Raw genomic sequence first — 24,902 nt, 5'->3', positions numbered from 1 at the left:
GAAATATGATGTTAAAACCTTCAATCGATTCTTTGTTGGATCGTGTCAATTCAAAATATTCATTAGTGATCTTAGCAAGCAAACGGGCGCATGAACTTGACGCCGGTGCGCAAGCAACACTAGAAAACTTTGATTCAGTGAAAAGCGTGGGTCAAGCACTTGAAGAAATCGAAGCGGAATTAGTCGTTAATGATCCGCATCCAGAAATCAAGCGCGCCCGCTTGAAAATGGAACAAGAAGAGCGCAAAGCGCAAAAAGACCAAGAACAAAAAGAATTAGAAGCGCGTATCCGCGACGAACAAAAGCTATAGACAAAAGCAAGCTAGAGCACGCCTGTGTTCTGGCTTTTTCTTTTGAATGATGATGGTTAAATTTTTGTAAGGGGTACAGACAAACCCCCACCCATTTAGTAAAATAGAACCTAAAAGGAGGAGAAGAAATGGCGTACATAGCAGAAGTGATCGTGGATGTTCCCACGATGCAGACCGATCAGCCTTTTACCTATCTGATCCCATCAGAATTACAAGCCGCCATTGAGACAGGGATGCGAGTCGAAGTGCCATTTGGCAAGGGCGACCGCCATATCCAGGGGTTCGTCGTCGGCCTTTCAGAAGTTGCCGAACCGCAGCAGACCTTAAAACCAATCGTTCGTTTGTTGGATTTGTCGCCTGTCGTCAATGAAGAACTTCTCCAATTAGCCGACTACATGAAGGAAACGACCTTTGCCTTTAAGATCACTTGCTTGCAGACGATGCTGCCTAGTGTGATGAAAGCCGAGTACCAAAAGCAGATCGTTTTGCTGGAAGGAAATCATCCCATCAAAGAATATTTTCCCGAAAACGGCATCCTCAGCTGGCAAGACGCCGAAAGTGCAGGGCTGTTGCCGCAGTTGAAGCCTTTGCGGGAAGCCGCAGTAGTTGAATTGCAGTATCTCGTGAAAAATAAAAACAAAGCGAAAATGACCCGTTACATTGAACGCAAGATCGATCCAGCAGAAATCCCCGCCGTCCAGCAACAGCTGCGCAAAGGGGCCAAACGCAAGCTGGAAATCTTACAGATTTTGACAGAGGAAGCCCGCTTGCCGGTTTCCTTTTTTACCGAACAAGGGATTTCCACCGCGGCTTTGAACCAAGCGCAAGAAGCTGGTTGGCTGACCTTTACGGAAGTTGAAGCCTACCGTGATCCTTACAAAGACCGTCAATTTCAAAAAACGGTCCCGCTTGAATTAAATGAAGAACAGGCAGCTGCAGTAGCGCAAATCACTGCTTGTGCGGATAACCAAGAGGCACAGACTTTTTTACTGGAAGGGATCACCGGTAGTGGAAAAACAGAAGTCTATCTGCAAGCGATCGCCCAATTGCTGAAACAAGGCAAAACCGCGATCATGCTCGTGCCAGAGATCGCGTTGACCCCGCAAATGGTCGAACGCTTTAAAAGCCGTCTCGGCGACGCAGTGGCTGTTTTACACAGCGGCTTGTCCCAAGGTGAAAAATACGATGAATGGCGTAAGATCGAACGTGGGGAGGCGCAGGTGGTGGTTGGCGCCCGCTCGGCGATTTTTGCTCCGTTGAAAAACATCGGGGTCATCATCGTCGATGAGGAGCACGAAGCCTCCTACAAGCAAGATGAAGCCCCTCGTTACCATGCGAGAGATTTAGCGATTTGGCGCAGCCAGTACCATCACTGTCCAGTGGTGTTAGGCAGTGCGACGCCGTCATTGGAATCTCGTGCTCGGGCGCAAAAAGAAGTCTACCGCTTATTGAAATTGAATCAACGGGCAAAAACCAGTGCGCAATTACCGCAGATCGAAGTCGTGGATATGCGTACCGAATTTGCCAATAAAAAGTATCAAACCTTTTCTCGTCCGTTACAGGAAAAAATTACAGACCGCTTGGCCCGCAAAGAACAGATCGTCTTGCTGCTGAATCGGCGCGGCTACTCTTCCTTCGTGATGTGCCGCGATTGTGGGTATGTTTTGCCTTGCCCAAATTGCGACATCTCCTTGACGCTGCATATGGATACCAAAACGATGCGCTGTCATTATTGCGGACATGAAGAACACATCCCCCATCGTTGCCCCAACTGCAATGCAGACAAGATTCGGTATTACGGAACGGGCACGCAAAAAGTGGAAGAAGAGTTGAAGGAACTGTTTCCCGAAGCGCGGGTCTTACGGATGGATGTCGATACCACCCGCAAAAAAGGCGCCCATGAAAAAATCTTGACCTTGTTTGGGGAGAAAAAAGCGGATATTTTGTTAGGGACTCAAATGATCGCCAAAGGCTTGGATTTCCCTGATATCACACTGGTAGGGGTCTTGAATGCCGATACCGCCTTGAATTTGCCAGATTTTCGTTCGAGTGAACGGACGTTCCAGCTGTTGACTCAGGTCAGTGGTCGGGCAGGTCGGGCAGAAAAAACCGGCGAAGTGGTGATTCAAACATTCAACCCTGAGCACTACGCTATCCAATTGGCGCAGTCGCAAGATTACGAAGATTTCTATCAAAAAGAGATGTGGATGCGGCACCAAAGCGGCTATCCACCGTATTATTTCACCGTCAAAATCACCTGCAGTCATCCCGAAGAGCAAGTCGCAGCTCAGAAGATGTTTGCGATCGCGCGGGATCTGCAGCAGGAGCTGTCACCACAAAGTATTTTGTTGGGTCCGGCACCCAGTGCGATTTTACGGGTGAAAAACCGTTATTACTACCAATTGATCATTAAATACAAAAATGAACCGCAGCTACCTGCTTTGTTGACCCGTCTGTTGGATCAAAGTCAAATCGATCAGCGCAAAGGATTGTACGTGTCGATTGACCAAGAGCCGTTGAATTTTATTTAGAGGAGAAAATATGCGTTATCCTATTATTATCACCCCCGATGAACGTCTTCGTCGGCAAGCAAAACCCGTCAAAGTAATTACCGATGAGCTCGTTCAGCTACTAGACGACCTTTATGAAACGATGGTCGCCCACGACGGGATCGGTATTGCCGCACCGCAAGTCGGCAAAAACCTGCAAGTGGCGATCGTGGAAGTCGAAGAAGACGACCGCTTTGAAATGATCAACCCTGAGATCATCGCTTCTTCTGGTGAATCCCTTGATGTGGAAGGCTGCTTGAGTATTCCCCACACCTTTGGGACCGTCAAACGAGCAGACGAGATCACTGTCCGCTATTTCGACCGAGAAGGAGAGGAAATGGAAGTGGAAGCATTCGGCTACTTGGCGCGTGCGATGCAGCATGAGATCGATCATTTAAATGGCGTGCTGTTTGTCGACAAGCTCGTCGAACGCATTCCTGAAGAAGACTTAGAAAAGTATATGGAGGAACATGAAAATGACTAAAATCGTCTTTATGGGTACCCCGGCGTTTTCCGTCCCAATTTTAGAAGGCTTGCTTGAAGCTGGCTATGAAGTGGCAGCAGTGGTGACCCAGCCGGATCGTCCCGTCGGTCGCAAAAAAACCATCACTCCGACCCCCGTTAAAGAAGCGGCGATGAAGCATGGCTTGTTGGTTTTACAACCAGAAAAAATCAGTGGGTCACCAGAAATGGAGCAGATTCAAGCTTTAGCACCTGATCTGCTGATCACGGCAGCTTTCGGCCAATTTTTACCTAGTGCGTTACTAGAAGTACCAAAGCATGGCGCTATCAACGTTCATGCGTCCCTACTGCCGAAATACCGTGGCGGAGCACCTGTGCATTATGCCATTATGGAAGGGGAGCAAGAAACGGGTGTAACCATCATGGAAATGATCAAAAAAATGGATGCTGGCGGTATTTTTGCTCAAGCTCGTTTGCCGATCACGGCCCAAGATGATGTGGGGACGATGTTTGATAAGTTGAGCCTATTAGGCAAAGACTTGCTGCTGGAAACTGTGCCGAAAATCTTGTCGGGAGAGCTGCAGCCTGTCCCGCAAGAAGAAGCAAAAGTCACCTTTTCACCAAATATCAGCCGTGAACAAGAAGCCATCGACTGGCAGAAAACGGCGGTGCAAATCGATGCCCAAGTCCGAGGCATGCGACCATGGCCGATCGCCTTTACGACACAAAATGGCAACCGCTGGAAACTTTGGCAAGTAACACCGCTGGAGCAAACGACGACAGCCCAGCCAGGAACGATCATTGAACGGACGAAAAAAACGTTGCTGATCGCTTGTGGGGAAGGCACGGTATTGGCTATCGATGAATTGCAGCCAGCTGGAAAAGGCCGACAAGACATTGCTGCATTCTTAAACGGCAGTGGACAACAGATTCAAAAAGGGGATCAGGTAGGTACCTATGAAGCGTAATCTTGGAGACATACAATATACAGTGCGCTTTGTGGCACTAGAAGCGTTGTTGCGAATCGAAAAAGGCGGTGCTTATTCCAATCTACTGTTGCGGGAATTGATGAATCAAGGGCGTTTAAATGACAAAGACGGTCGCTTACTGACTGAATTGGTGTACGGCACCATCAGTCGTCAGCTTTTATTGGATTATTATTTGGATCGCTTTATTAAAAATGCCCGCAAAGTCGACCCGTGGGTCAAAACGCTGCTGCGGCTTTCCTTGTATCAGATGCTGTATCTCGATAAAGTACCCGCCCATGCCATCATTCATGAAGCCGTGGATATTGCGAAAGCCAAAGGCAATCCGGGAACTGGAAAATTCGTCAATGGCGTCCTGCGCACGATCCAACGACAAGGAGTGCCAGACTTGGCATTGATCAAAGACCCAATGGAACGTTTAGCAACGGAAATCAGTTTGCCCCTGTGGCTAACGAAGAAACTAGTCAAACAAATTGGGATCGAAGAAACCAGTGAGCTGGGCTATGCCCTATTTGAACCCAATCATGCCAGTGGTCGTATCGATCTGCAGCGCATCTCGCAAGCAGCAGCGATCGAACGGCTACAAGAAGAAGGCATCGACGCACGACCAAGTGAGCTTTCCCCCTATGGGGTTGTGGCTGACAAAGGCTTTATGGCGGGCTCGTCTCTCTACAAAGAAGGTTTACTGACGATCCAAGATGAAAGTTCGATGCTGGTTGCCCCCGTTTTACAAGTAGCCCGAGACCATCAAGTACTGGATGCCTGCGCAGCACCAGGAGGCAAAACGACCCATATCGCTGCCTTCTTGTCTGCCGCAGAGGGCGGCAAAGTGACAGCACTGGATATCCATGCCCATAAGGTTAAGCTGATTCAGCAAAATGCCCAACGTTTAGGCGTCGAAGCAGTTGTGGAGACCCGCGTGATGGATGCGCGGGAGACGGCTCAAACCTTTGCACCCGAACAATTTGATCGCATCTTAGTGGATGCCCCTTGTTCTGGATTAGGGTTGATGCGCCGTAAGCCGGACATCAAATACAGCAAGACGGAAGCCGATTTCCAACGCTTGCCGCAGATTCAGCGAGAGATTTTGGAAAGTGCCGCCCCAACCCTGAAAAAATCGGGTATAATGGTCTACAGCACATGCACGATTCTAGCGGAAGAAAATCAACAAGTCGTGGCAGCGTTTCTCGCTGACCATCCTGAATTTGAGCAAATGCCTCTTGCGGTAGGACCGCTGGCAGCCGAAGCGGTTCAAGAGGATATGTTGACGATCTATCCGCAAGATTTTATGACAGATGGCTTTTTTATCAGTTGTCTACGCAAAAAGTAACGAGGTGAAAGAAATTGGAGATTCGTTTTCAAACAGATGTCGGCAAACGTCGCAACACAAACCAAGATTTTGCAGCAACCTATGTAAATAAAGCCAATGTGACATTGGCCTTGCTTGCCGATGGCATGGGGGGCCACCGGGCCGGAGATGTCGCTAGCCGTCAAGCAGTCAGTGAGATCGGCACCGCTTGGGAACAGACAGAGCTGACAGACAGTGAAAAAACTGCCCAATGGCTGATCCAAAAAATCCAAGCGGAAAGCCAAGTGATTTTCCAAAAAGGACAAGAACAAGAAGAACTTAGCGGCATGGGCACCACGATCATTGCTGTGGCCTTATTAGGCGACCAGTTTACGATCGCCAATGTCGGGGACAGCCGTGCCTATCTTTTACGCAATCAAGTGCTGACTCAAATCACAGAGGACCATTCACTGGTCAATGAATTGGTGAAGTCGGGACAAATCACGGCAGAAATGGCCTTGAATCATCCTCGCAAAAACGTTTTGACCCGCTCGATCGGTATGCCAAGCGAAGTCGAAGTCGATGTGGCGATCCACTTTATTGCAGACGGGGATTATTTGCTGCTGTGTTCAGATGGATTGACCAACATGGTCTCAGATGAAGAGATCACAGCAACGATCCAAGAAAACCCTGTGCTGGAAGAAGCAGTGCAATCATTGATCGATCAAGCCAACGAACGCGGCGGTGTCGACAATATCACGGTATTATTGATTAAAGTTGGAGGAGAGCGCCCATGATCGAAATTGGGAAGAAGATAAACGGCCGATACAAAATCATCGGCAATATCGGCAGCGGCGGAATGGCAAATGTGTTTTTGGCGCATGACTTAATCTTAGACCGTGAAGTGGCAATCAAAGTGCTTCGTTTTGACTTCCAAAACGACCAAAGTGCGATTCGGCGCTTTCAACGAGAAGCCTTGGCGGCGACTGAGCTGGTTCATCCAAACATCGTAACCGTTTATGATGTCGGCGAAGAAGACGGCATGCAGTTTTTGGTGATGGAATATGTCAAAGGGATGGATCTCAAGCGCTATATCCAAACGCACTATCCCGTACCTTATTTGCAGATCGTTGATATCATCCAACAAATTTTATCAGCGGTGGCATTGGCCCATCAGCACCGCATCATTCACCGGGACCTAAAGCCCCAGAATGTGCTGATCAATGAAGACGGCGTGGTGAAAATCACCGATTTTGGGATCGCGATCGCCTTATCAGAAACATCGATCACCCAAACCAACTCGATGCTAGGCTCGGTGCATTATCTTTCACCAGAACAAGCACGAGGCAGTATGGCGACCAATCAATCAGATATTTATGCGATTGGGATTATCCTCTATGAAATTTTAACGGGCAAAGTACCCTTTGATGGCGAATCAGCCGTAACGATCGCCTTGAAACATTTCCAAGATGAGATCCCTTCGATTCGGATCTATGACAAAAATGTTCCGCAATCGCTGGAAAACGTCGTATTGAAGGCGACCGCCAAAGAACCGGCGGATCGGTACAAAACTGCCGATGAAATGCGAGCGGACCTTGATACCGTGTTGTCTCCTGACCGACTCAATGAACCGAGATGGGAACCTCATGCCCTGATGGATGAAACGAGAGTGCTGACTCCTTTGGAAGCAGCCCAAGTCGAAACGCCGCCAGTAGAAGAACCCGTAGAAGATAAGGTTGCGGATCAAGCTGAAGAACCAGCGCAGCCGAAAAAGAAAAAACGCAAACGGTGGCTGCTGCTGCCCATCATTATGGTGATCGCACTGCTAGGCATAGGCAGTTACTTCCTATTCGGCGGTGGTCGGGGAGATGTGGCAATTCCTGAAGTCAGTGGCCAGACAGAAGCAGCTGCCCGTGCCGAGCTGGAAGCTGCTGGTTTGCAAGTGGCAGACGAGGTAGAAGAAATTGAAGACGATGAAGTCGAAGCAGGCAATGTCGTCAAGACCGATCCGCCAGAAGGCAATGAAGTCAAAAAGAATTCCGTCGTGACTCTTTATATCAGCAGCGGAGCCAAGAAAATCACTCTTGATGATTATGAAGGTCGTTCCTTCGAAGAGGTGAAGGAAGAACTGATTGATCTAGGCTTTGATGAAGACAATATCAAATCAGAATTAGAAGAATCTGATGATGTCAGTGAAGGGGACATCATTAGTCAGTCACCTGCGGCTGGACGTGAGATTTCGCCAGTTGATGGTGAAATTACCTTTAAAGTTAGTTCGGGACCAGATACCTTTGAAATGCTCAACCTTATTGGACTAACGGAGGCAGAGGCTCGTGCAGAATTGACCTCTCGAGGAGTCGATGTAGCGCGGATCATTAGCACGCCTCAGACGAGTGATGAACCGGAGGGCACAGTTGTTGGGCAAACGCCTAATAGTGGCGAGGCTGTCGTAACATCAAAAACTGCAATCACGCTATTCATTAGTAGTGGTCCTCAAATGACAAATGTGCCGACTGTGATCGGACTTACGCAATCAGAAGCCGAAGCAGCAGTCCGTCGTGCAGGATTAACACCGAATACTAACCGCGAATACGATGATAGTGTTCCTGAAGGTCAAGTGATCTCCGTATCACCTGAGGAAGGTTCTTCAGTCGTTGCCGGTTCGCAAGTAACGTTAACGATCTCAAGAGGACCAGAGCAAGATTCTTCTTCAACTACCCAAAGCAGTAGTTCAGATGACTCCTCGGATTCAACGGCTACGAGCGAAAGCAGTTCCGAAAGTGATTAGAAACTAGCTAAAACCCAATATTTTAACCAAGCAGCCTTCGGGGACCAAAGAATTTTCTTTTTGTTCCCCGATGAGTTGCTTGTTTCTTTTTGTAGCTAAAAAAGCTGAAGCGAGGGATAAGTGTCTTTAAAATTTCCTTTAGACCTTCCTTTTGTGCAAGCGTACATCTTTCCAAGGATTCAAAAATTGGGTATAATGAAGGTCAGAATTAGTCAAGGGAGGGAATGAATTGAGTCATCACAACACTTCCGATTTGATTGAAGCATATTTGAAGAAAATTCTTGAAGACAGTGAAACCATTGAGATTCGTCGCGCAGAAATGGCAAATTTGTTCAACTGCGTGCCCTCACAAATAAATTACGTGATCAATACCCGCTTTACCGTTCAAAGAGGCTATGCGGTTGAAAGTAAACGCGGCGGGGGCGGCTATATTCGGATCGAGAAAGTCAAAATTACTGACAGCCACCACTATTTAAAAGAAATGAATCAACTATTCGATGAAACCATCTCGGAAAAAGATGCGTATGCAATAATCCAGAAACTTTATGAGGAAGGAATCCTGTCCAAGCGAGAAGGCAATTTATTGTTGACCGTCATCGCGAAAGCAGTTCTAGGACGTTCTCCTTATGAAAATAGAACACGAGCAGATTTGCTCCATGCAATTCTAGAACGATTAAGTTACGAAGACAGGAAGTGAAAGAGATGGATGAATTATTCACCCAACGCGCGAAAGCCGTTTTGGCTATCGCCCAAGAAGAAGCAAAATACTTTAAGCACCAAGCGGTAGGTTCTGAACATATTCTATTGGCACTGGTCATTGAACAAAACGGGATCGCTGGCAAAACGTTACGGGAAATGAATATCACAGAAAACGATATTCGTGAAGAAATCGAACATTTAACAGGGTACGGCACCGTTCGTCAATACCCAGAAAACGCCTATCTCGCGTATTCACCACGAGCAAAACATACATTTGCTTATGCAGGGGATGAAGCCAAGCGTTTAGGGGCACCACAGATCGGTACCGAACATCTATTATTAGGCTTATTAAGAGACGAAGACATTTTGGCTTCACGAATCATGCTGAATCTCGGCTTGAGTCTCGCGAAAATGCGTCAGCTTTTGAAGAAAAAAATGGGCTTCAATGAAAGCAAAACCAACGGAAGTGCTGGTCGTCGTCGTCCAGCCCAAGCCAAAGCGCAGCAAGGAACACCGACCTTGGATTCCTTAGCCCGTGATTTGACCAAATTAGCCCGTGAAAAACGGCTAGATCCTGTTGTCGGTCGTGCCAAAGAAGTCAAACGGCTGATCCAGATCCTTAGCCGTCGGACCAAAAACAACCCTGTTCTCGTTGGGGAACCTGGTGTTGGGAAAACCGCGATCGCCGAAGGCTTAGCCCAAAAAATCATCAATGGGGAAGTCCCAGAAGACATGCAAAACAAACGTTTGATGATGCTGGACATGGGGGCTTTAGTTGCTGGAACGAAATACCGTGGAGAATTTGAGGACCGAATGAAAAAAATCATCGATGAGATCTATCAAGATGGTCAAATCATCTTATTCATTGATGAATTGCATACACTGATTGGGGCCGGCGGAGCCGAAGGGGCGATTGATGCCTCGAATATCCTGAAACCAGCCTTAGCCCGTGGAGAATTGCAAACTATCGGTGCCACGACATTAGATGAGTACCAAAAATACATTGAAAAAGATTCTGCGTTAGAACGCCGTTTTGCCCGAGTGCAAGTCGACGAACCAACACCAGAAGAAGCGGAAGAAATTTTACGGGGCTTGCGTCCTCGTTATGAAGAACATCATGGGGTGGAAATTTCTGATGATGCGTTACACGCCGCTGTGCAATTGTCCGTACGTTACATCAATTCGCGCCAATTACCAGATAAAGCCATCGATTTGATGGATGAATCAGCAGCCAAAGTGCGTCTAGACAAAACCGATGAAAGTTCGGAATTGGCAGATCTACAAAACGAGATCGCTAACTTGATCGAAGAAAAAGAAGCAGCCATTCGCCAGCAAGATTTTGAAGCAGCAGCTCGTCTGCGGATCAAGGAAAAGAAATTGACCCAACAACTGACGGAAGTGGCGTTTATGGAAGTCAAAGAAGCGTCAGGCTATGCCGATAGTGTTACTGCAGAAGATGTTGCTACGGTCGTTTCCCAATGGACTGGTGTACCTTTGCAACAGATGGAGAAAAAAGAAAGCGAACGCTTGTTGGATCTTGAAAAGATCTTGCATCAACGGGTAGTTGGCCAAGAAGAAGCGGTCAAAGCAGTCGCTCGTTCAATCCGTCGCGCCCGCAGTGGGTTGAAAGACCCCAACCGTCCAATTGGTTCCTTCATGTTCTTAGGCCCGACTGGTGTCGGGAAAACCGAGCTTGCTAAAGCCTTAGCGGAAGCGATGTTTGGTAGTGAAGATGCCTTGGTTCGTGTCGATATGTCCGAATTTATGGAAAAATACAGCACGAGCCGTTTGATCGGTTCACCGCCAGGCTATGTCGGCTATGATGAAGGTGGGCAATTGACGGAAAAAATCCGTTCAAAACCTTACTCCGTCATCTTATTGGACGAGGTGGAAAAAGCCCATCCCGATGTCTTCAATATCCTCTTGCAAGTGCTAGATGATGGTCATTTGACGGATGCCAAAGGTCGGAAGGTCGATTTCCGCAACACGATTTTGATCATGACCTCTAATATCGGTGCCCAACAAATCCGCGAAGAAAAAAGCGTTGGATTCAATGTCACTGATTTAACGAAAGATCACCAAGCGATGCAAAAACGGATCTTAGAAGAGCTGAAAAAAGCCTTCCGTCCAGAGTTCTTGAACCGTGTGGATGAAACAGTGGTCTTCCAATCCTTAGGTGAAGGGGAGATCCACGAAATCGTGAAGATTATGAGCAAAGCGATCATCAAACGGTTAAGCAACCAAGACATCCAATTGAAGATCACGCCATCTGCCATCGATGTGATCGGTAAAGCTGGTTTTGATCCAGAATATGGGGCACGGCCGATTCGTCGAGCATTGCAAAAAGAAGTCGAAGACCGTTTAAGTGAAGCACTCCTATCAGGACAAATTCATTTAGGTGACAAAGTGACGATTGGTGCTTCCAAAGGATCGATCACTCTCAATGTCAAAGAGGGACAAGCACGGGTCTTGCAACAAGTTTAAGTCGAGCCAATAACGGCAGCGGCGTTTCTATGGTCGAGTAATCGGCACCCATAGAAACGTCGCTTTTTTGTCTTGCTATGTCTAGTAGTGATCAAGTGATCTCTATTAATTATGATTGATGATTCACAAAAAAATATCCTTCTAAATAGCTTTATGACAACGGTTGATTAACGGAAAAAGCGATATTCGTGAAAAAAAGAGTAACGAGACCTCTTGGAAAGAACCCTGCTGTGTGATACTATGAATGAGTTGAAAAAAGGAGGAGTATTATGGTTGAGATTATCGCCACGGTGGAATCGATCGAGCAAGCACAGCAGCTCATCCCTTATGTTGATACATTGTTTTTTGGAGAAGAGACATTCGGGCTGCGCCTACCGGCCTCTTTTTCTCGTGAAGAGCAAATCAGACTGATCGACATGGCCCACGAAGCTGGAAAGAAAGTGACGATCGCAGTCAATGGCATCATGCATCCAGAAAAAATGAAGCGGATTCCAGAATACCTAGCATTTCTGAAGACCAATCAAGCCGATCAAATCGCTCTCGGAGATCCTGGGATCATTTACCGCATGAAGCAAAATCCAGAATGTGCCGTGCCATTTATTTATGCAGGGGAAACCTTAGTAACGAGCGCTCGTCAAATCAATTTTTGGGGACAAAAAGGAGCAAAGGCAGCCGTTTTAGCACGAGAAGTTCCTTTCGAGGAAATGAAAATCATGGCACCACAACTAAATATTCCTGTGGAAGTATTGGTTTATGGTGCGACCTGCATTCACCAATCGAAGCGTCCGCTTTTACAAAATTATTATAACTATACCCAACAATCGGAAGAAAAGAACCACGACCGTGGGTTGTTTTTATCTGAACCGAAAAAAGAAGAAACTCACTATTCCATTTATGAAGATAGCCACGGCACGCACATTTTTGCCAATAACGACATCAATCTGATGCTGCAGCTGGGGGAATTAGCCGCAACAGGCTTTCAAACCTGGAAGCTGGACGGAATCTATACACGAGGGGCTGCCTTTGTGGCAATTGCTAAGCTGTTTGCCCAAGCCAAGAGCCTTGTGGAAAGTGGGAAGTGGCAAGCAGAGCAAGCAACTGTGCTCAGTGAACAAGTTGCCCAACTTCATCCAGCAGAACGTGGGTTGGACACTGGATTTTATGCCATCGATCCTGACGATATCAAGTAAGGAGCAAGAACAAATGACCGTTAAACAAGCATTGAAACGACCAGAAGTGTTAGCACCAGCTGGTACGTTAGAAAAATTAAAAACAGCGATCCACTATGGCGCTGACGCTGTCTATATCGGCGGCAATGCCTATGGTCTACGGAGTCGCGCGGGAAACTTTACCTATGAAGAAATGGCGGAAGGGGTGGCTTTTGCCAAAGCCCACAACGCAAAAGTCTATGTAGCAGCCAACATGGTGACCCATGAGGGCAATCAAGAAGGTGCAGGGGAATTCTTTCGGGAATTGCGAGATGTCGGTATTTCGGCAGTGATCGTTTCTGATCCCGCTTTGATCCAGATCTGCGCAACAGAAGCGCCAGGTCTACCGATCCATTTGTCCACCCAAGCTAGTGCCACGAACTATGAAACATTGGAATTTTGGCGGGAAGAAGGTCTAGAACGGGTCGTTCTCGCCCGAGAAGTGTCCATGGAGGAAGTCGCTGAGATCCGCAAAAATACTAGCGTGGAGATCGAAGCCTTTATTCATGGCGCCATGTGTATTTCTTATTCTGGCCGTTGTACTTTGTCCAATCATATGTCGATGCGAGACGCCAATCGCGGCGGCTGTTCGCAATCTTGCCGCTGGAAATATGATCTGTTTGACATGCCCTTTGCAACGGAACGAAACAGTTTGACTAAAAACGGGACAGTGGAAGAAGAGTTTTCCATGAGTGCTGTGGATATGTCGATGATCGAACATATCCCTGATTTGATTGAAAACGGCGTGGATAGTTTCAAAATCGAAGGCCGCATGAAATCGATCCACTATGTTTCGACCGTGGCGAACGTTTATAAAGCAGCCGTGGACAGTTACATGGCCGATCCAGAGAACTATGTCTGCAAACAAGAATGGATCGATGAACTGTGGAAAGTTGCGCAGCGAGAGCTTGCCTCAGGCTTTTACTACGATACCCCAAGTGAAAATGAGCAGTTGTTTGGTCCGCGTCGGAAAATTCCGCAATACAAATTTATTGGGGAAGTCATGGCGTATGATCCGGCAACAAAAACAGCTACGATTCGGCAACGGAACCACTTTTCCGTTGGCGATGAAATCGAATTTTACGGTCCCGGATTCCATCACTTTCACCAAACCGTCGAAGTCATGTATAATGAAGACGGTGAATCCATCGATCGTGCACCAAATCCTATGATGCTGTTGACGATGCCGGTCAAAGAACCGGTGGAAGTCGGAGACATGATTCGGAAGAAAAAATAAGGTCGAGAGTTTCTCTCGGCTTTTTTTGTTGAATCAATCCAGCCAAAAAGGATCGATGAGAACATAGACAATCTTAAGGAGGAAACAACAAATATGGAAACATACGACTACATAGTAATTGGTGGCGGCAGCGGCGGAATCGCCTCAGCCAATCGGGCAGGGATGCACGGCGCCAAAGTATTATTGATCGAAGTCAATGAATTAGGCGGCACCTGTGTCAATGTCGGTTGTGTACCGAAAAAAGTCATGTGGCAAGCTAGTGAGATGTTAGAAATGATCAAACGGGATGCAACTAGCTACGGCATTTATCCACATGTGGATAAATTTGATTTTACTGAGCTTGTGGATAACCGTGAAAAATACATTGATTTTTTACACACAGCCTATCAAAAAGGCTTAGACAGTAACAATGTAGAAGTTATCCACGGTTATGCACAGTTTGTGGATAACCACACGGTTACCGTCAATGGGGAAAACTACCATGCAGCAAATATTTTGATTGCCACCGGTGGAAAACCTAGCGCGATGAATATTCCCGGCGGTGAGTACGCCATTGACTCGAATGGTTTTTTTGCGTTGCGAGAAGCACCAAAGCGTATGGTCGTCTTAGGGGCAGGCTACATCGCAGCCGAAATCAGCGGTGTCAGCCAACAGCTGGGCAGCCAAGTGGCTTGGGCGTACCGCAAAGAGCGGCCATTACGAACCTTTGACAAGATGCTTGCGGATAACCTCGTGGAGATGTACCAAGAATCAGGAATCGAAACTTATGCAGGCTACGTGGCCTCTCGTATCATTAAAGAAGGTGACGAGTATATCGTTCACTTTGAAAATGGCGAAACCTTGACCGGCGATTGCGTCCTTTTTGCTGGTGGTCGCGTGCCGAATACGGATAAGTTAGGTCTGGAAAACACCGATGTCCAATTGGATGAAAAAGGGTTTATCATTGTGGACAAATATCAAAATACCACAACTGACTCGATTTTTGCGGTGGGGGATGTCATCGGAAAATTGGATTTGACCCCGGTTGCGATCGCCGCCGGTCGTCGCTTGTCTGAGCGCTTGTTCAACGGTCAAAGCGATGCGTACTTGGATTATCACTTAGTACCGACGGTCATCTTTACTCATCCACCGATTGCCACGATTGGTTTATCCGAAGAAGCAGCCTTGACAAAATACGGCCAAGAGCAGATAAAGGTGTATCGCTCGCGCTTTACACCGATGTACTTTGCGTTAAATGAGTATCGCCAAAAATGTGAGATGAAATTGGTGTGCTTAGGAAAAGAAGAAAAAATCATCGGTCTGCACGGCATCGGGATCGGTGTCGATGAAATGCTGCAAGGCTTCGCTGTAGCCATCAAAATGGGTGCTACAAAAACAGACTTTGATCAAACCGTTGCCATTCATCCGACAGGGTCAGAAGAATTTGTGACGATGCGTTAAAAGAAAAAAAGCTTCAACGGACAGATGATTTGTCCGTTGAGGCTTTTTTGCGTATAAAATTCTAGCTATCAACTAAAAAGCCCCCAAAGGTAGATCAAAAATCTAACCTTGGGGACTTATTTCAGTATGATTCCAGCTGCTAGGCTTTTGCTAGATCCTTGATCAGTTCTGACGCCCTAGGATCTGAGCAGTGATCTGGTAAAGATACGTTTTGGTTTCATCTTTGGTCTCAGGTAATTTCTGGATCGCCTGCAAAGCTTTTTTCGTATAGTCGGCTGCGAGTTTCTTGGCTTCCTCGATCCCAGCACTTTCTTGGACGATCCGATAGACTTCGTGGGTGTCGGTGTCCGTCATGGCGTCTTGTTTTTCCAGCAATGGGAGCAGCTGTTGGCGGTCACTTTTCAATGCCATCAACAGCGGCAGGGAATAGACGCCTTGCCGAACATCTTCCAATACTGGTTTTCCTAAAGCAGCCGCATCTTGGCTGTAATCTAAGACGTCATCCATGATTTGAAAGGCAAGGCCAATGGCTTCACCGATCTCACGGGCTTGATTGGCAAAGCGCAAGGAGGTGCCGCTTTCGTAAGCCCCGATGAAGCAGCTTAAAGCAAACAACTCAGCGGTTTTGCCGCGAATGTTTTCTAAGTAATCCTCGACAGTGACGGACAAATCGTATCGTTTGCTCATTTGTCCTAATTCGCCGGCCAGGATTTTTTCCATACTACGGGAATTCATCTGCAAGCTTTTCATGGAGCTGGCATAATCCGCCATCAATTTAAAGCAGCAGACAAAGAGGTAATCACCAGCATAGACAGCGACATCGTTGCCAAATTCGGAACGAATGGTTGGCAGCTTGCGGCGGGTGTCCGCATGATCGACGATATCGTCGTGGATCAACGAGGCAGTGTGGAGCATTTCGATCGAGGCCGCCAATGCGACGGCTTTTTCACGATCTTTGTCGCTGCCATAAGCAGAAAAGAGCAGCTGATAAGCAGGACGCAGCAGTTTCCCACCTGAATGGATCATGGACAGGATCGCTTGTTCGACCTCTTTGTTTTTTAGTTTTAATGATTTTTCCATCAATTGCAAGGAGGCAGATAAGTCAGCTTGCAGTGCTGGATACTCTTGCCACATGGAATGAAGTTTCATAATTAACTCCTTTATTCTGAATCCGAGCGCCATTTGACTTTGGTCTGGCGTTCATAATCAATTTGAAAACGGCGCAGTGTTTCGACACGGCGCAGCAAGTAGTTGGCGGCGATTCCGATAGCGATCCCGGACAAGATCCCAAAGAAAGACAGGACCGGCAAGTAGAGCATCACGCTCCAGGATTGAGCGATCCATGAGGCAGTGATCAACTGTCCGACGTTGTGTAAGAACCCGCCGGCCGCACTAATGCCGATGATACTGACACGCTTAGGCCCCAACTGTTTCACCAAAGACATCCCAAAGTAGCTCAATAAGGAACCGCTCATACTATATAAGAAGGTCGAAACCGTTCCTCCTAGTAACGTCGTTAAGATCAGTCTTAGCCAAATCAAGAGAAAGCTGTCTTTTTTTGGCATGGTGAACAAAGCAATAATGGTAATTAAATTTGCCAAACCTAGTTTCGCACCAGGCGCAAAGGCAAATGGATAAGGGATCATATTTTCAACTAAACCAATCACGACCCCTTGGGCGACCAGCAGTGAGATGAAAATTATTCGTTGTAATCGACTCATAAGCAAACGATCAATAGATTAGATCGTCGGTCTCACTCCCATCTGCGGCTTGGATTTCGATCACCAATTTATGAGGCAGACAGACGATGGTTTCCCCATTTTTACTAGCCCAGCCACGGCGGACACAAATCTGGTCGCCGCAATCGGCTTCCTTGATTCGGATCCGATCCCCTTCGATCTCCAGTAAATTGGTATCGCCATCTTCATCTTCATAAAGATAGGTGTACGTTTTTTGACCTTCAACTAAGTCAAAACGCTTGATTTCTGTCCCATCGACCCGCAAGACGGCTTCTTTGTCCGCTGTTTGCGTCTGGCCAAAAATAAAAATCGGTAAAAAAGAGCTGAGGATCAAAACAAGTATGATGACGCCATCCCATGGTTTTAAATGGGCATCGCGGATAAATTCTTTTAATTTCATCAAAAAAGACTCCTGTTCTTTCATGTGATGTGTCTCATTCTAGCATAAGAAGACAAGATTCTACTAGCTGAATCCTCAATAATCCACCGATTTCTGTGCAAGGACGATCAAGAAAAAGTTCTGTACTTGGAAAGAGACCAAGACACTGATTGAAAATCAGAATGTCTTAGTCTCATGAAGTCGTACAGGTATTCTATTTTGCTGGCTTATTTATTGCCGTATAAGGAGCGAGGGGTACCGTACCACCATTTTCCAAGGGTACGTTGCAACCATGGGATTACCCAACGGTCTAAACCGACTGCGCGTCCTGAACCGTTCATCAAGGCAAATGCAACTGGAATGAACCAGATGTTTACCCAGTAGAACATACCAGACATACAGAAAGTCAACACTAAAACGATAGTCGTTGCGTTTACTAACCAAGTGAAGAGACCAGCCATCAATGCAAGAGCTAAAGCAATTTCAAAGAAGACCATGAATTTTTGGAAGAACATGGCAACGTCGTTGTTTGGCATGATAAATTGCATAACTTTTGTGAACCAGTCAGGTGATTTTTCAATCACGATCATTGGTTGCTCACCGTAGGCATAGCTCAAACCGAAGTGTGCGGCTTGTGTCGCTGCATCGGCTGCTTCACCGGCACCACTAGCGGCACTTGCTGCATCGGCTGCTTCACTAGCACCACTTGCTGCATCAGCGACTGTTTGGTATTCCCAAGTCCAAGGGAAAACGCTGTTGCCTTGGAACCAAGAACCTTCACCGAACCATGTACCAGGTTTGAAGACTTCCCCATTCGTACCCAAAATTTTCTTGAAAGCTTCAACGAACCAGACAAGACCATAGAAAATACGAAGCGGAACACTCCACAAGACGTTTCCGTAACGAGACGTATGACCACGAGCGACTGTCCGGTCATCTTTGATGTGGAAGATTTCATGCATCAAGTATTGGAACATGTAGTAACCAGAACGAATATCAAAGAAGTATTTCAAGTTAACGATATGTTTCATAATGATCGCTAAGAAACCGCTCAGGTGAATCTTATTGAATAAGTTTGCCACGCCCCATTTGGCACCGATGGAAACCATAAATCCTTGGTAGTTTCCTTTGAATTTATGTTTTTCGCCGCCTTTGATGGCTGAAACGATATTCGTTGCTGCAGTGTGCCCAGTTTGTTCAGCTGCTTGCACGATTTGTGGTGTTGGTGTGTTCGGGAATTCTTCGAAGTAAACCAAGTCACCAATAATATAGATGTTTTTGTCTTCGTAGCCTTTTGCTTCCATGTACTCATTGGCAACTAGACGGAAACCACGAGCGGTTTCTAAACCGAAATCAGCAGCATCGCTAGTTCCTTTGACGCCGGCAGTCCAGATTAATGTGTGGGTTGGGATCGTTGAACCATCTTTTAGTTTGATGTGGTCAGGTGCAACTTCAACGATTGGTGCATTCAAGACAAGATCAACATTGTTTTTCTTCAAGTAACGTTCTGCTTTGGCTGCATCGTTACGATCAAGCATGTTTAAGATCGTTGGCATTGCTTCAACGACTTTCAAGCTGATTTCACTTGGGTCCAATTTATAATCGGAAGCTAAACGATCTTTCCAATCGATCAGTTCACCGATCATTTCGATCCCAGTAAATCCAGAACCACAAACGACAAACGTCAACATTGCTTTACGTAATGCTGCATCTGGTTCGATCGCTGCTTTTGCGACAGTTTTTTCAATGTGTTCGCGAATGCGGACAGCATCGTCAAATGACCATAGAGTAAAGCCATTTTCTTTGACACCAGGTGTACCGAAGTCATTCGGTTCGCCACCCATCCCTAAGATCAAGTAGTCAAATGAATAGCTGCCTAATTTTGTTTGGACGGTTTTATTTTCTTTATCGATCCCGGTTACTGTATCGGTTACTAAACGAACATTTTTCTTGCGTGAGAACAAGCGCTGCAAGTCATATTGAATTGCGGTAGGTTCTACACGTCCTCCAGCGACTTCATGCAGTTCAGTCATCATCGTATGATAAGAGTGACGGTCGATCAATGTTATCTCAACATCATTGTCTTTTTTCAATTTCTTTGCCATGTACTTCGTAGCAGAAACGCCTGCATAACCGGCACCGACAACGACAATGTTTTTCTTTGCCATTGCAAATCTCTCCTTAATAAAAATAATCTATGATAATAATTACACAATCGTTCCTATTATATAGACAAATGGTTCATTTGTCTAACGATTCTGATGAAAAAAACGCATATTTCCTGAAATTCGTGAAAACTTGCGAAAATCAAAAAATAAGTCATTTTTTATTGAAAAAGCGGAAAGGAAGCGGTTGACATCTCGTAAATTTACTTTACAATGTTAGATGTATCACAAACTTTTTTGTGGGGAAAATAAACAAGTAAAAGGTGGATAATTATGAAAGCAAAGAAATTGATTGTAGGTATGGCGGTATTTTCATTCGCAGCATTATTGTTAGGGGGATGCGGAGCAGACGACAACAATACAGGTTCTTCGTCAACTAGTGAAAGTACATCACAAACTTCTGCAAGCGATTCTGCAACTACAGAAAGCTCAGAAGCAACCGTCGTTGCAGGCGAGCCAATGCAAGATGGTACGTATCGTTTAGAAGAAAAGAACTATAAAAACGACTACCGTGTCACATTTGAGATCACAGTCAAAGACGGCAAAATTGTTGAATCAAAATATGACAATGTGAATGCGGATGGCGAATCAAAAACAGAAAACACGGAATACAATGAAACAATGAAAGAAAAAGCAGGCATCAGCCCAGAAGAATTTATTCCTAAATTCAATGAAGAGTTAGTTGCCGCACAAAGCCCTTCTTCAATCGAAGTAGTTTCTGGCGCGACTCATTCCTTTGATTCCTTCCAAAACTATGCACAACAATTGATTCAAGCGGCGCAAGCAGGCAACACGGAAACCATTGAAATCGACAATGGTGCAGACTTGAAAGACGGAACCTATACATTAGAAGAAAAGAACTACTCAAACGGTTACCGTGTAGTCTTTTCAATGACTGTGGCTGACGGCAAAATCTCTGAATCAAACTACGACTACCTAAACGAAGCAGGCGAGTCGAAAAAAGATGATGCATCATACAACGAAAACATGGAAGCAAAATCTGGTACAAGTCCAGAAGAGTTCATTCCAAACTTCAATGAAGCCTTTGTTTCTGCAGTCAATGCCGAAGACGGCTCTGTGGCAGACATGGATGTTGTTTCCGGGGCAACCCACAGCTTCCACAGCTTTGTTATCTATGCACAACAATTGTTGAATGCCGCTGAAAAAGGCGACCAAACAACAATCGAAGTGGATAACTTCGTTACTGAATAATCACAACTTCTTTCCATGAAGAGGACAGCATTCGTTTTGAGTGCTGTCTTTTTTTCGTGGGCAACAAGGTCACAAAAGCAAGTTCGTGCAAAAGGAAGCAATCTGGTGGGAAGTTTTTTTAAAAAAGAACTGTTTTTTACAAAGAAGAAAAGGTTCGATTAAGGATTCCTAAAATACGTTGAGGAATCACGGAATGCCCCTTTTCATTCTGCCAAAAAAAGGCTATTATATGAAGGTTGAAGACAATAGAAAAGAGGAAAATCATGAAAAAGAAAGTAACGTTTTTTCTGATGTTTGTTTTTTTAGGCACAATGTTGGCAGCCTGCGGCAGTGATCAGGAAGCAACGACGCTGCGAGAAGAACCATATTTTCAAGAAGAATTTTTATTAGGTACGTATACTCGGATTCGCATTTATGATGAAGGCAAAGAGGACGCTATGAAGCCTGCCTTTGACCGCATCAGAGAGTTAGGCGATAAAATCACCATCAACCAAGCAGGGTCAGAGATCGATGAAATCAATGCGCAAGCTGGCATCAAGCCAGTGAAGGTTTCAGATGATATCTATTATTTGTTGAAAGAAGCCTATGATTATAGTGTGAAATCAGAAGGCGGCTTTAATATGGCCATCGGTGCGATCACCCAATTATGGCGAATCGGCTTTGATGATGCCCGCAAGCCAGAACAATCTGAGATCGATGAAGCGTTGAAACATATCAATTATGAACAAGTCGAGTTTAACGACGAAGACCACACGGTGTATTTAAAAGACAAGGACATGATCCTTGACCTTGGGGCGATCGCCAAAGGCTACATCACGGATGAAGTCGTCAAAGTACTGAAGGACAATGGCGTGACTTCCGCGATCGTCGATTTGGGCGGGAATGTCTATGTGTTAGGTCATAGCAACCGCGGTGCAGATGAGCCATGGAATGTCGGAATCCAAGATCCAAACAAATCTCGCGGCTCGATTATCGGCAGTATCAAAGAAACCAATAAAACAGTAGTTACTTCAGGGATCTACGAACGCTTCTTAGAAGTAGACGGCAAAACGTATCACCATATTTTTGATTCTGAGACGGGCTATCCTTACGATAGCGATGTAGCAAGTGTGACTGTGATCACTGACAAATCCATCGATGGTGACGGGTTGACTACGGTGGCGTTTGATAAAGGAGTCAAAGAAGGCTTGGCTTATATCGAACAGCATACCGAAAAGGGAACCGATGCGATCTTTATCACAAAAGAAGATAAAGTGTACGTAACAGACGGCATCAAAGATACCTTTGAGCTTTCAGAGGAATCAGGCTACACGATGGGTGATCGTGCTGATTTAGAATAGGAGGAGTGAAAGATGTCTCTTTCAGTGTTTTTAGAAGTGGTGGAGATCCGCACCAAGGTGGCGAGTGTCTTCCCCTTCATTATGGGTGTGTTGTTCTCGTTGGTGTATTTTCATGAATTTCATCCGTTGAATACTGTGATTTTTTTTCTGGGGATGCTGCTGTTTGATTTGACGACGACGTCCATCAACAATTATATGGATTTCAAAAAAGCCAAATCAGAGACCTACAAATACCAGCACAATGTGATCGGGCGCGAAAACATCTCAGAAGCTACTGTTCGCAATCTGATTTTTGCGATGCTGGCAGGAACCTTACTGATCGGTCTTTACTTGACCTTTGTTACCGGCTGGCTGCTGCTAGTGATGGGGCTGGTGGTTTGTTTTATCGGGGTCTTTTATACCTTTGGCCCCATTCCGTTATCGCGAATGCCTTTAGGCGAGGTGTTCAGCGGTGTAACGATGGGATTAGGGATTTTTGCCATCACGATCTATATCAATACCATTGATCAAAAAGTGTTTTATCTGGCACTGGATTTTGCAAACGGAACCTTTGGCTTAGTGGGGAACCTCTGGGCCGTGTGCGCCATCGTGTTGGCATCCTTGCCGTTGATTTTCACGATTGCTGACATCATGTTAGCCAATAACTTACGGGATCTGGAAGCCGATATCGAAAACCATCGCTACACGCTGGTGTACTACATCGGTCGCGAAGCAGGTATCCGTCTGTTTCAAGGCATGATGTTGGCGTCTTATGCCGCTATCTTATTGGGCCTCTTGTTTGGACTCTTTCAATGGCCGATTTTGCTCGTGTTTCTAACACTGCCAAAAATCCGCCAAAACTTGAAAGAACATCAAACCAGCCTGCCCCACCCACGTAGCTTCGGCTATTCGATTAAGAACATGATTTTATTCAACAGCAGCTATGCCTTGGGCTTGCTTTTGTGTCTGCTGTGGCAATTGCTGTAAAAGAAAAGATCGACCCGCTCTTGAAAGAGCAGGTCGATCTTTTTATGTGGGGAATGAAAGAGCGCATGAAAACTGTAGAAAAGACATGATAAAAGAACGAGCATCCTACTTAGTATGAAAAGATGAGGCTCGCTTTCTTTGCGATCCTGATTGCAACAGTAAAGTTTTGGTGACAGTGGCTAAACCCGATAGAAAGGGGAGCTGCCTAGGTTGTTCTTTTGTATGACCCCTCGTAATAAGCAGATCTGTTTATGGAGCATTTATGCTTGACTGATTCCTTGCGAAAGCAGCGAATCAGCAAGCGGATTTGCGACTTTTCTCAGCATCAATACCGGTCCAAACTGATTTCTCCAGAAGAAAGCACCTTGCGCTCCGTTGCTGTTTCCACCACTAATTCACCTGTGTTAGTAATGTCTTTGGCGATTCCTTCATAGGTCACACCTTGTTGTGTAAACTGAACGGTGCGGCCCAAAACGAAGGACTTCTGCCGATAGCGGGCCATATAATCCATGTCAGGCAGCTTTGCCAACAATTGGAAGAAACGGCGCCAAATTTCTTGGATCAAGGTTGCCCGAGAAAAGGTTGGATACTCTTCACCAGGAAAGAGTGAGGTCGCTTTTTCCCGAATCTCTGCTGGAAATTGCTGTTGCGGAATCGAAAAACTGATGCCGATACCGATTACAACCGAAGTAATGCGACCTGTCTCAAAGTCACTGGTTGCTTCAGATAAAATACCGCAGATTTTTTTTCCATCTAAGTACAGATCGTTGACCCACTTAATGGCCGTTTCCTTCATTAGAAGGGCATCGATGGCTTCTGCGACTGCCACCGCCGCCAAAACGGTATATTGCGGCAATTCTTGAAACGCTTGGTTGGGTTTTAAGAGCAAGCTCATGTAGATCCCTTGTTTTTTCGGTGAGAAAAACGGTCGTTCGAAGCGGCCATGACCGCCTGTTTGCGTTTCGGTCAAAAAAAGGGCGGGGGTTGCCAGTCCACTATCCAAAGCGGCGATCTTGGCTTCTTTCATGGTGGACTCAACAGCATCCTTGATTTGAATCGTGGGGATCATCGGCAAGGCGGCTGCAAGTGCTGCTTGATCGTAGCGGTCAGCGGAGACAAAGCGATAGCCGTTGGCCAAGTGTTCGAAATGATAGCCTTCTTTCTCAAGTTCTTTAATGGCTTTCCAGACTGCTGTACGAGAGATCGACAAGGCTTGGGCTAGTTTTTCTCCGGACAGTACAGTATCTTCTTTTTGTAATAAGGTCAGTATTTTTTCTTTTGTCGTCATAAGGATATCCTTCCTAATGTTTCACGTGTAACGTTTTCGTTAGCATAGCAAGAAATCGGCAAAAAGCAAAGTAGTTTCTTACGAAAAACAGTCCTCACCAGCCTTGTTTTTTTCTTTAGAAAATCTTAGGAAATGGGTGCGTCAGAAAAGCATTGTAACTTCCAATGAAAGCTTGACAGAAAAGTGCTTCGTCTGTATAATAAGGAGTTGCAAAAACTATCTGAACGAAAAAAGCAGAAACGAAATATTGTCCGTTTCGGCTTAGGAATAAGGAAACAAAAGTAGAAAATGCCCAATGCATCCGTTCTATTTTTGGTTTTTTTTTGCCTAAAAGCCGCAAAAAATGCTTTCTGTAACCTAT

At 45.9% G+C, this 24,902-nt stretch carries 20 protein-coding genes; 15 read left to right on the top strand and 5 right to left on the bottom strand.

All coding sequences use genetic code 11. From position 1 onward, the window contains the following. The first annotated feature begins 5 nt into the window (after positions 1-5). The 12 genes from rpoZ (at position 6) to gor (ending at position 15,452) form a co-directional block, all read left to right on the top strand. A complete protein-coding gene (rpoZ, locus tag A5867_RS00440; protein WP_005232977.1) occupies positions 6-311 on the top strand; it encodes a DNA-directed RNA polymerase subunit omega in 306 nt (101 codons plus the stop codon). A gap of 128 nt (positions 312-439) precedes the next feature. Then, positions 440-2,842, top strand: a complete 2,403-nt coding sequence (priA, locus tag A5867_RS00435) for a primosomal protein N' (protein ID WP_087626668.1) — start codon at positions 440-442, stop codon at positions 2,840-2,842. A gap of 10 nt (positions 2,843-2,852) precedes the next feature. Then, on the top strand, positions 2,853-3,344 hold the full coding sequence (gene def / locus A5867_RS00430; protein WP_005230314.1) for a peptide deformylase: 492 nt from the start codon (positions 2,853-2,855) through the stop codon (positions 3,342-3,344). After that, the gene (gene fmt / locus A5867_RS00425; protein ID WP_010748863.1) at positions 3,337-4,290 is read left to right on the top strand and encodes a methionyl-tRNA formyltransferase; all 954 of its coding nucleotides are present in this window, start codon (positions 3,337-3,339) and stop codon (positions 4,288-4,290) included. The genes def and fmt overlap by 8 nt, the downstream gene beginning before the upstream one ends. Then, positions 4,280-5,638, top strand: coding sequence for a 16S rRNA (cytosine(967)-C(5))-methyltransferase RsmB (gene rsmB / locus A5867_RS00420; RefSeq protein WP_015510616.1), 1,359 nt, complete (start codon positions 4,280-4,282; stop codon positions 5,636-5,638). The genes fmt and rsmB overlap by 11 nt, the downstream gene beginning before the upstream one ends. A gap of 14 nt (positions 5,639-5,652) precedes the next feature. Further along, positions 5,653-6,393 (top strand): Stp1/IreP family PP2C-type Ser/Thr phosphatase, encoded by a 741-nt coding sequence (locus A5867_RS00415; protein WP_074536310.1) that lies wholly within the window; start codon positions 5,653-5,655, stop codon positions 6,391-6,393. Beyond that, positions 6,390-8,384 (top strand): Stk1 family PASTA domain-containing Ser/Thr kinase, encoded by a 1,995-nt coding sequence (pknB, locus tag A5867_RS00410; RefSeq protein ID WP_087626667.1) that lies wholly within the window; start codon positions 6,390-6,392, stop codon positions 8,382-8,384. The genes A5867_RS00415 and pknB overlap by 4 nt, the downstream gene beginning before the upstream one ends. Positions 8,385-8,613: 229 nt before the next feature. After that, positions 8,614-9,081 (top strand): CtsR family transcriptional regulator, encoded by a 468-nt coding sequence (locus A5867_RS00405; RefSeq protein ID WP_005230319.1) that lies wholly within the window; start codon positions 8,614-8,616, stop codon positions 9,079-9,081. Between the two features lie 5 nt (positions 9,082-9,086). Next, a complete protein-coding gene (locus A5867_RS00400; RefSeq protein ID WP_010748867.1) occupies positions 9,087-11,567 on the top strand; it encodes an ATP-dependent Clp protease ATP-binding subunit in 2,481 nt (826 codons plus the stop codon). Between the two features lie 269 nt (positions 11,568-11,836). Continuing rightward, complete coding sequence (locus A5867_RS00395; protein WP_074934236.1) at positions 11,837-12,757, top strand: peptidase U32 family protein; 921 nt, start codon at positions 11,837-11,839, stop codon at positions 12,755-12,757. 13 nt (positions 12,758-12,770) lie between these two features. Next, on the top strand, positions 12,771-14,012 hold the full coding sequence (locus A5867_RS00390) for a U32 family peptidase (protein WP_008381725.1): 1,242 nt from the start codon (positions 12,771-12,773) through the stop codon (positions 14,010-14,012). A 93-nt stretch (positions 14,013-14,105) separates the two neighbouring features. Next, positions 14,106-15,452: a glutathione-disulfide reductase gene (gene gor / locus A5867_RS00385; protein ID WP_087626666.1), complete on the top strand. Its 1,347-nt coding sequence runs from the start codon at positions 14,106-14,108 to the stop codon at positions 15,450-15,452. A 162-nt stretch (positions 15,453-15,614) separates the two neighbouring features. Here gor and A5867_RS00380 read toward each other — a convergent pair whose 3' ends face one another. From A5867_RS00380 to A5867_RS00365, 4 genes are all read right to left on the bottom strand, one after another. After that, positions 15,615-16,601, bottom strand: coding sequence for a polyprenyl synthetase family protein (locus tag A5867_RS00380; protein ID WP_010748870.1), 987 nt, complete (start codon positions 16,599-16,601; stop codon positions 15,615-15,617). Positions 16,602-16,612: 11 nt separating this feature from the next. Further along, a complete protein-coding gene (locus tag A5867_RS00375; protein ID WP_005232987.1) occupies positions 16,613-17,173 on the bottom strand; it encodes a Gx transporter family protein in 561 nt (186 codons plus the stop codon). A gap of 10 nt (positions 17,174-17,183) precedes the next feature. Further along, positions 17,184-17,591, bottom strand: a complete 408-nt coding sequence (locus A5867_RS00370; protein ID WP_010748871.1) for a NusG domain II-containing protein — start codon at positions 17,589-17,591, stop codon at positions 17,184-17,186. A gap of 206 nt (positions 17,592-17,797) precedes the next feature. Continuing rightward, the gene (locus A5867_RS00365) at positions 17,798-19,738 is read right to left on the bottom strand and encodes an NAD(P)/FAD-dependent oxidoreductase (RefSeq protein ID WP_005230327.1); all 1,941 of its coding nucleotides are present in this window, start codon (positions 19,736-19,738) and stop codon (positions 17,798-17,800) included. Between the two features lie 270 nt (positions 19,739-20,008). Here A5867_RS00365 and pplA point away from each other — a divergent pair, with 270 nt between their 5' ends. From pplA to menA, 3 genes are all read left to right on the top strand, one after another. Further along, a complete protein-coding gene (gene pplA / locus A5867_RS00360; RefSeq protein WP_016608361.1) occupies positions 20,009-20,947 on the top strand; it encodes an extracellular electron transfer flavoprotein PplA in 939 nt (312 codons plus the stop codon). A 263-nt stretch (positions 20,948-21,210) separates the two neighbouring features. Further along, the gene (locus tag A5867_RS00355; protein WP_087626665.1) at positions 21,211-22,287 is read left to right on the top strand and encodes an FAD:protein FMN transferase; all 1,077 of its coding nucleotides are present in this window, start codon (positions 21,211-21,213) and stop codon (positions 22,285-22,287) included. 12 nt (positions 22,288-22,299) lie between these two features. After that, positions 22,300-23,253 (top strand): 1,4-dihydroxy-2-naphthoate polyprenyltransferase, encoded by a 954-nt coding sequence (gene menA, locus A5867_RS00350; RefSeq protein ID WP_005230333.1) that lies wholly within the window; start codon positions 22,300-22,302, stop codon positions 23,251-23,253. A 325-nt stretch (positions 23,254-23,578) separates the two neighbouring features. On the opposite strand, the gene A5867_RS00345 is transcribed toward menA, so the two are convergent. Beyond that, positions 23,579-24,541, bottom strand: coding sequence for a biotin--[acetyl-CoA-carboxylase] ligase (locus tag A5867_RS00345; RefSeq protein WP_087626664.1), 963 nt, complete (start codon positions 24,539-24,541; stop codon positions 23,579-23,581). Positions 24,542-24,902: the final 361 nt, after the last annotated feature.

It is taken from the genome of Enterococcus sp. 6D12_DIV0197 (assembly GCF_002174385.1).
Lineage (GTDB): Bacteria > Bacillota > Bacilli > Lactobacillales > Enterococcaceae > Enterococcus_D > Enterococcus_D casseliflavus.
This window is presented reverse-complemented; position numbering and strand designations above follow the sequence as displayed.

Coding starts and splice junctions, on each gene's coding strand:
- rpoZ (WP_005232977.1), top strand. CDS start 6: ATGATGTTAAAACCTTCAATCGATTCTTTGTTGGATCGTGTCAATTCA.
- priA (WP_087626668.1), top strand. CDS start 440: ATGGCGTACATAGCAGAAGTGATCGTGGATGTTCCCACGATGCAGACC.
- def (WP_005230314.1), top strand. CDS start 2,853: ATGCGTTATCCTATTATTATCACCCCCGATGAACGTCTTCGTCGGCAA.
- fmt (WP_010748863.1), top strand. CDS start 3,337: ATGACTAAAATCGTCTTTATGGGTACCCCGGCGTTTTCCGTCCCAATT.
- rsmB (WP_015510616.1), top strand. CDS start 4,280: ATGAAGCGTAATCTTGGAGACATACAATATACAGTGCGCTTTGTGGCA.
- pknB (WP_087626667.1), top strand. CDS start 6,390: ATGATCGAAATTGGGAAGAAGATAAACGGCCGATACAAAATCATCGGC.
- A5867_RS00400 (WP_010748867.1), top strand. CDS start 9,087: ATGGATGAATTATTCACCCAACGCGCGAAAGCCGTTTTGGCTATCGCC.
- A5867_RS00395 (WP_074934236.1), top strand. CDS start 11,837: ATGGTTGAGATTATCGCCACGGTGGAATCGATCGAGCAAGCACAGCAG.
- A5867_RS00390 (WP_008381725.1), top strand. CDS start 12,771: ATGACCGTTAAACAAGCATTGAAACGACCAGAAGTGTTAGCACCAGCT.
- gor (WP_087626666.1), top strand. CDS start 14,106: ATGGAAACATACGACTACATAGTAATTGGTGGCGGCAGCGGCGGAATC.
- A5867_RS00380 (WP_010748870.1), bottom strand. CDS start 16,601: ATGAAACTTCATTCCATGTGGCAAGAGTATCCAGCACTGCAAGCTGAC.
- A5867_RS00375 (WP_005232987.1), bottom strand. CDS start 17,173: ATGAGTCGATTACAACGAATAATTTTCATCTCACTGCTGGTCGCCCAA.
- A5867_RS00370 (WP_010748871.1), bottom strand. CDS start 17,591: ATGAAATTAAAAGAATTTATCCGCGATGCCCATTTAAAACCATGGGAT.
- A5867_RS00365 (WP_005230327.1), bottom strand. CDS start 19,738: ATGGCAAAGAAAAACATTGTCGTTGTCGGTGCCGGTTATGCAGGCGTT.
- pplA (WP_016608361.1), top strand. CDS start 20,009: ATGAAAGCAAAGAAATTGATTGTAGGTATGGCGGTATTTTCATTCGCA.
- A5867_RS00355 (WP_087626665.1), top strand. CDS start 21,211: ATGAAAAAGAAAGTAACGTTTTTTCTGATGTTTGTTTTTTTAGGCACA.
- menA (WP_005230333.1), top strand. CDS start 22,300: ATGTCTCTTTCAGTGTTTTTAGAAGTGGTGGAGATCCGCACCAAGGTG.
- A5867_RS00345 (WP_087626664.1), bottom strand. CDS start 24,541: ATGACGACAAAAGAAAAAATACTGACCTTATTACAAAAAGAAGATACT.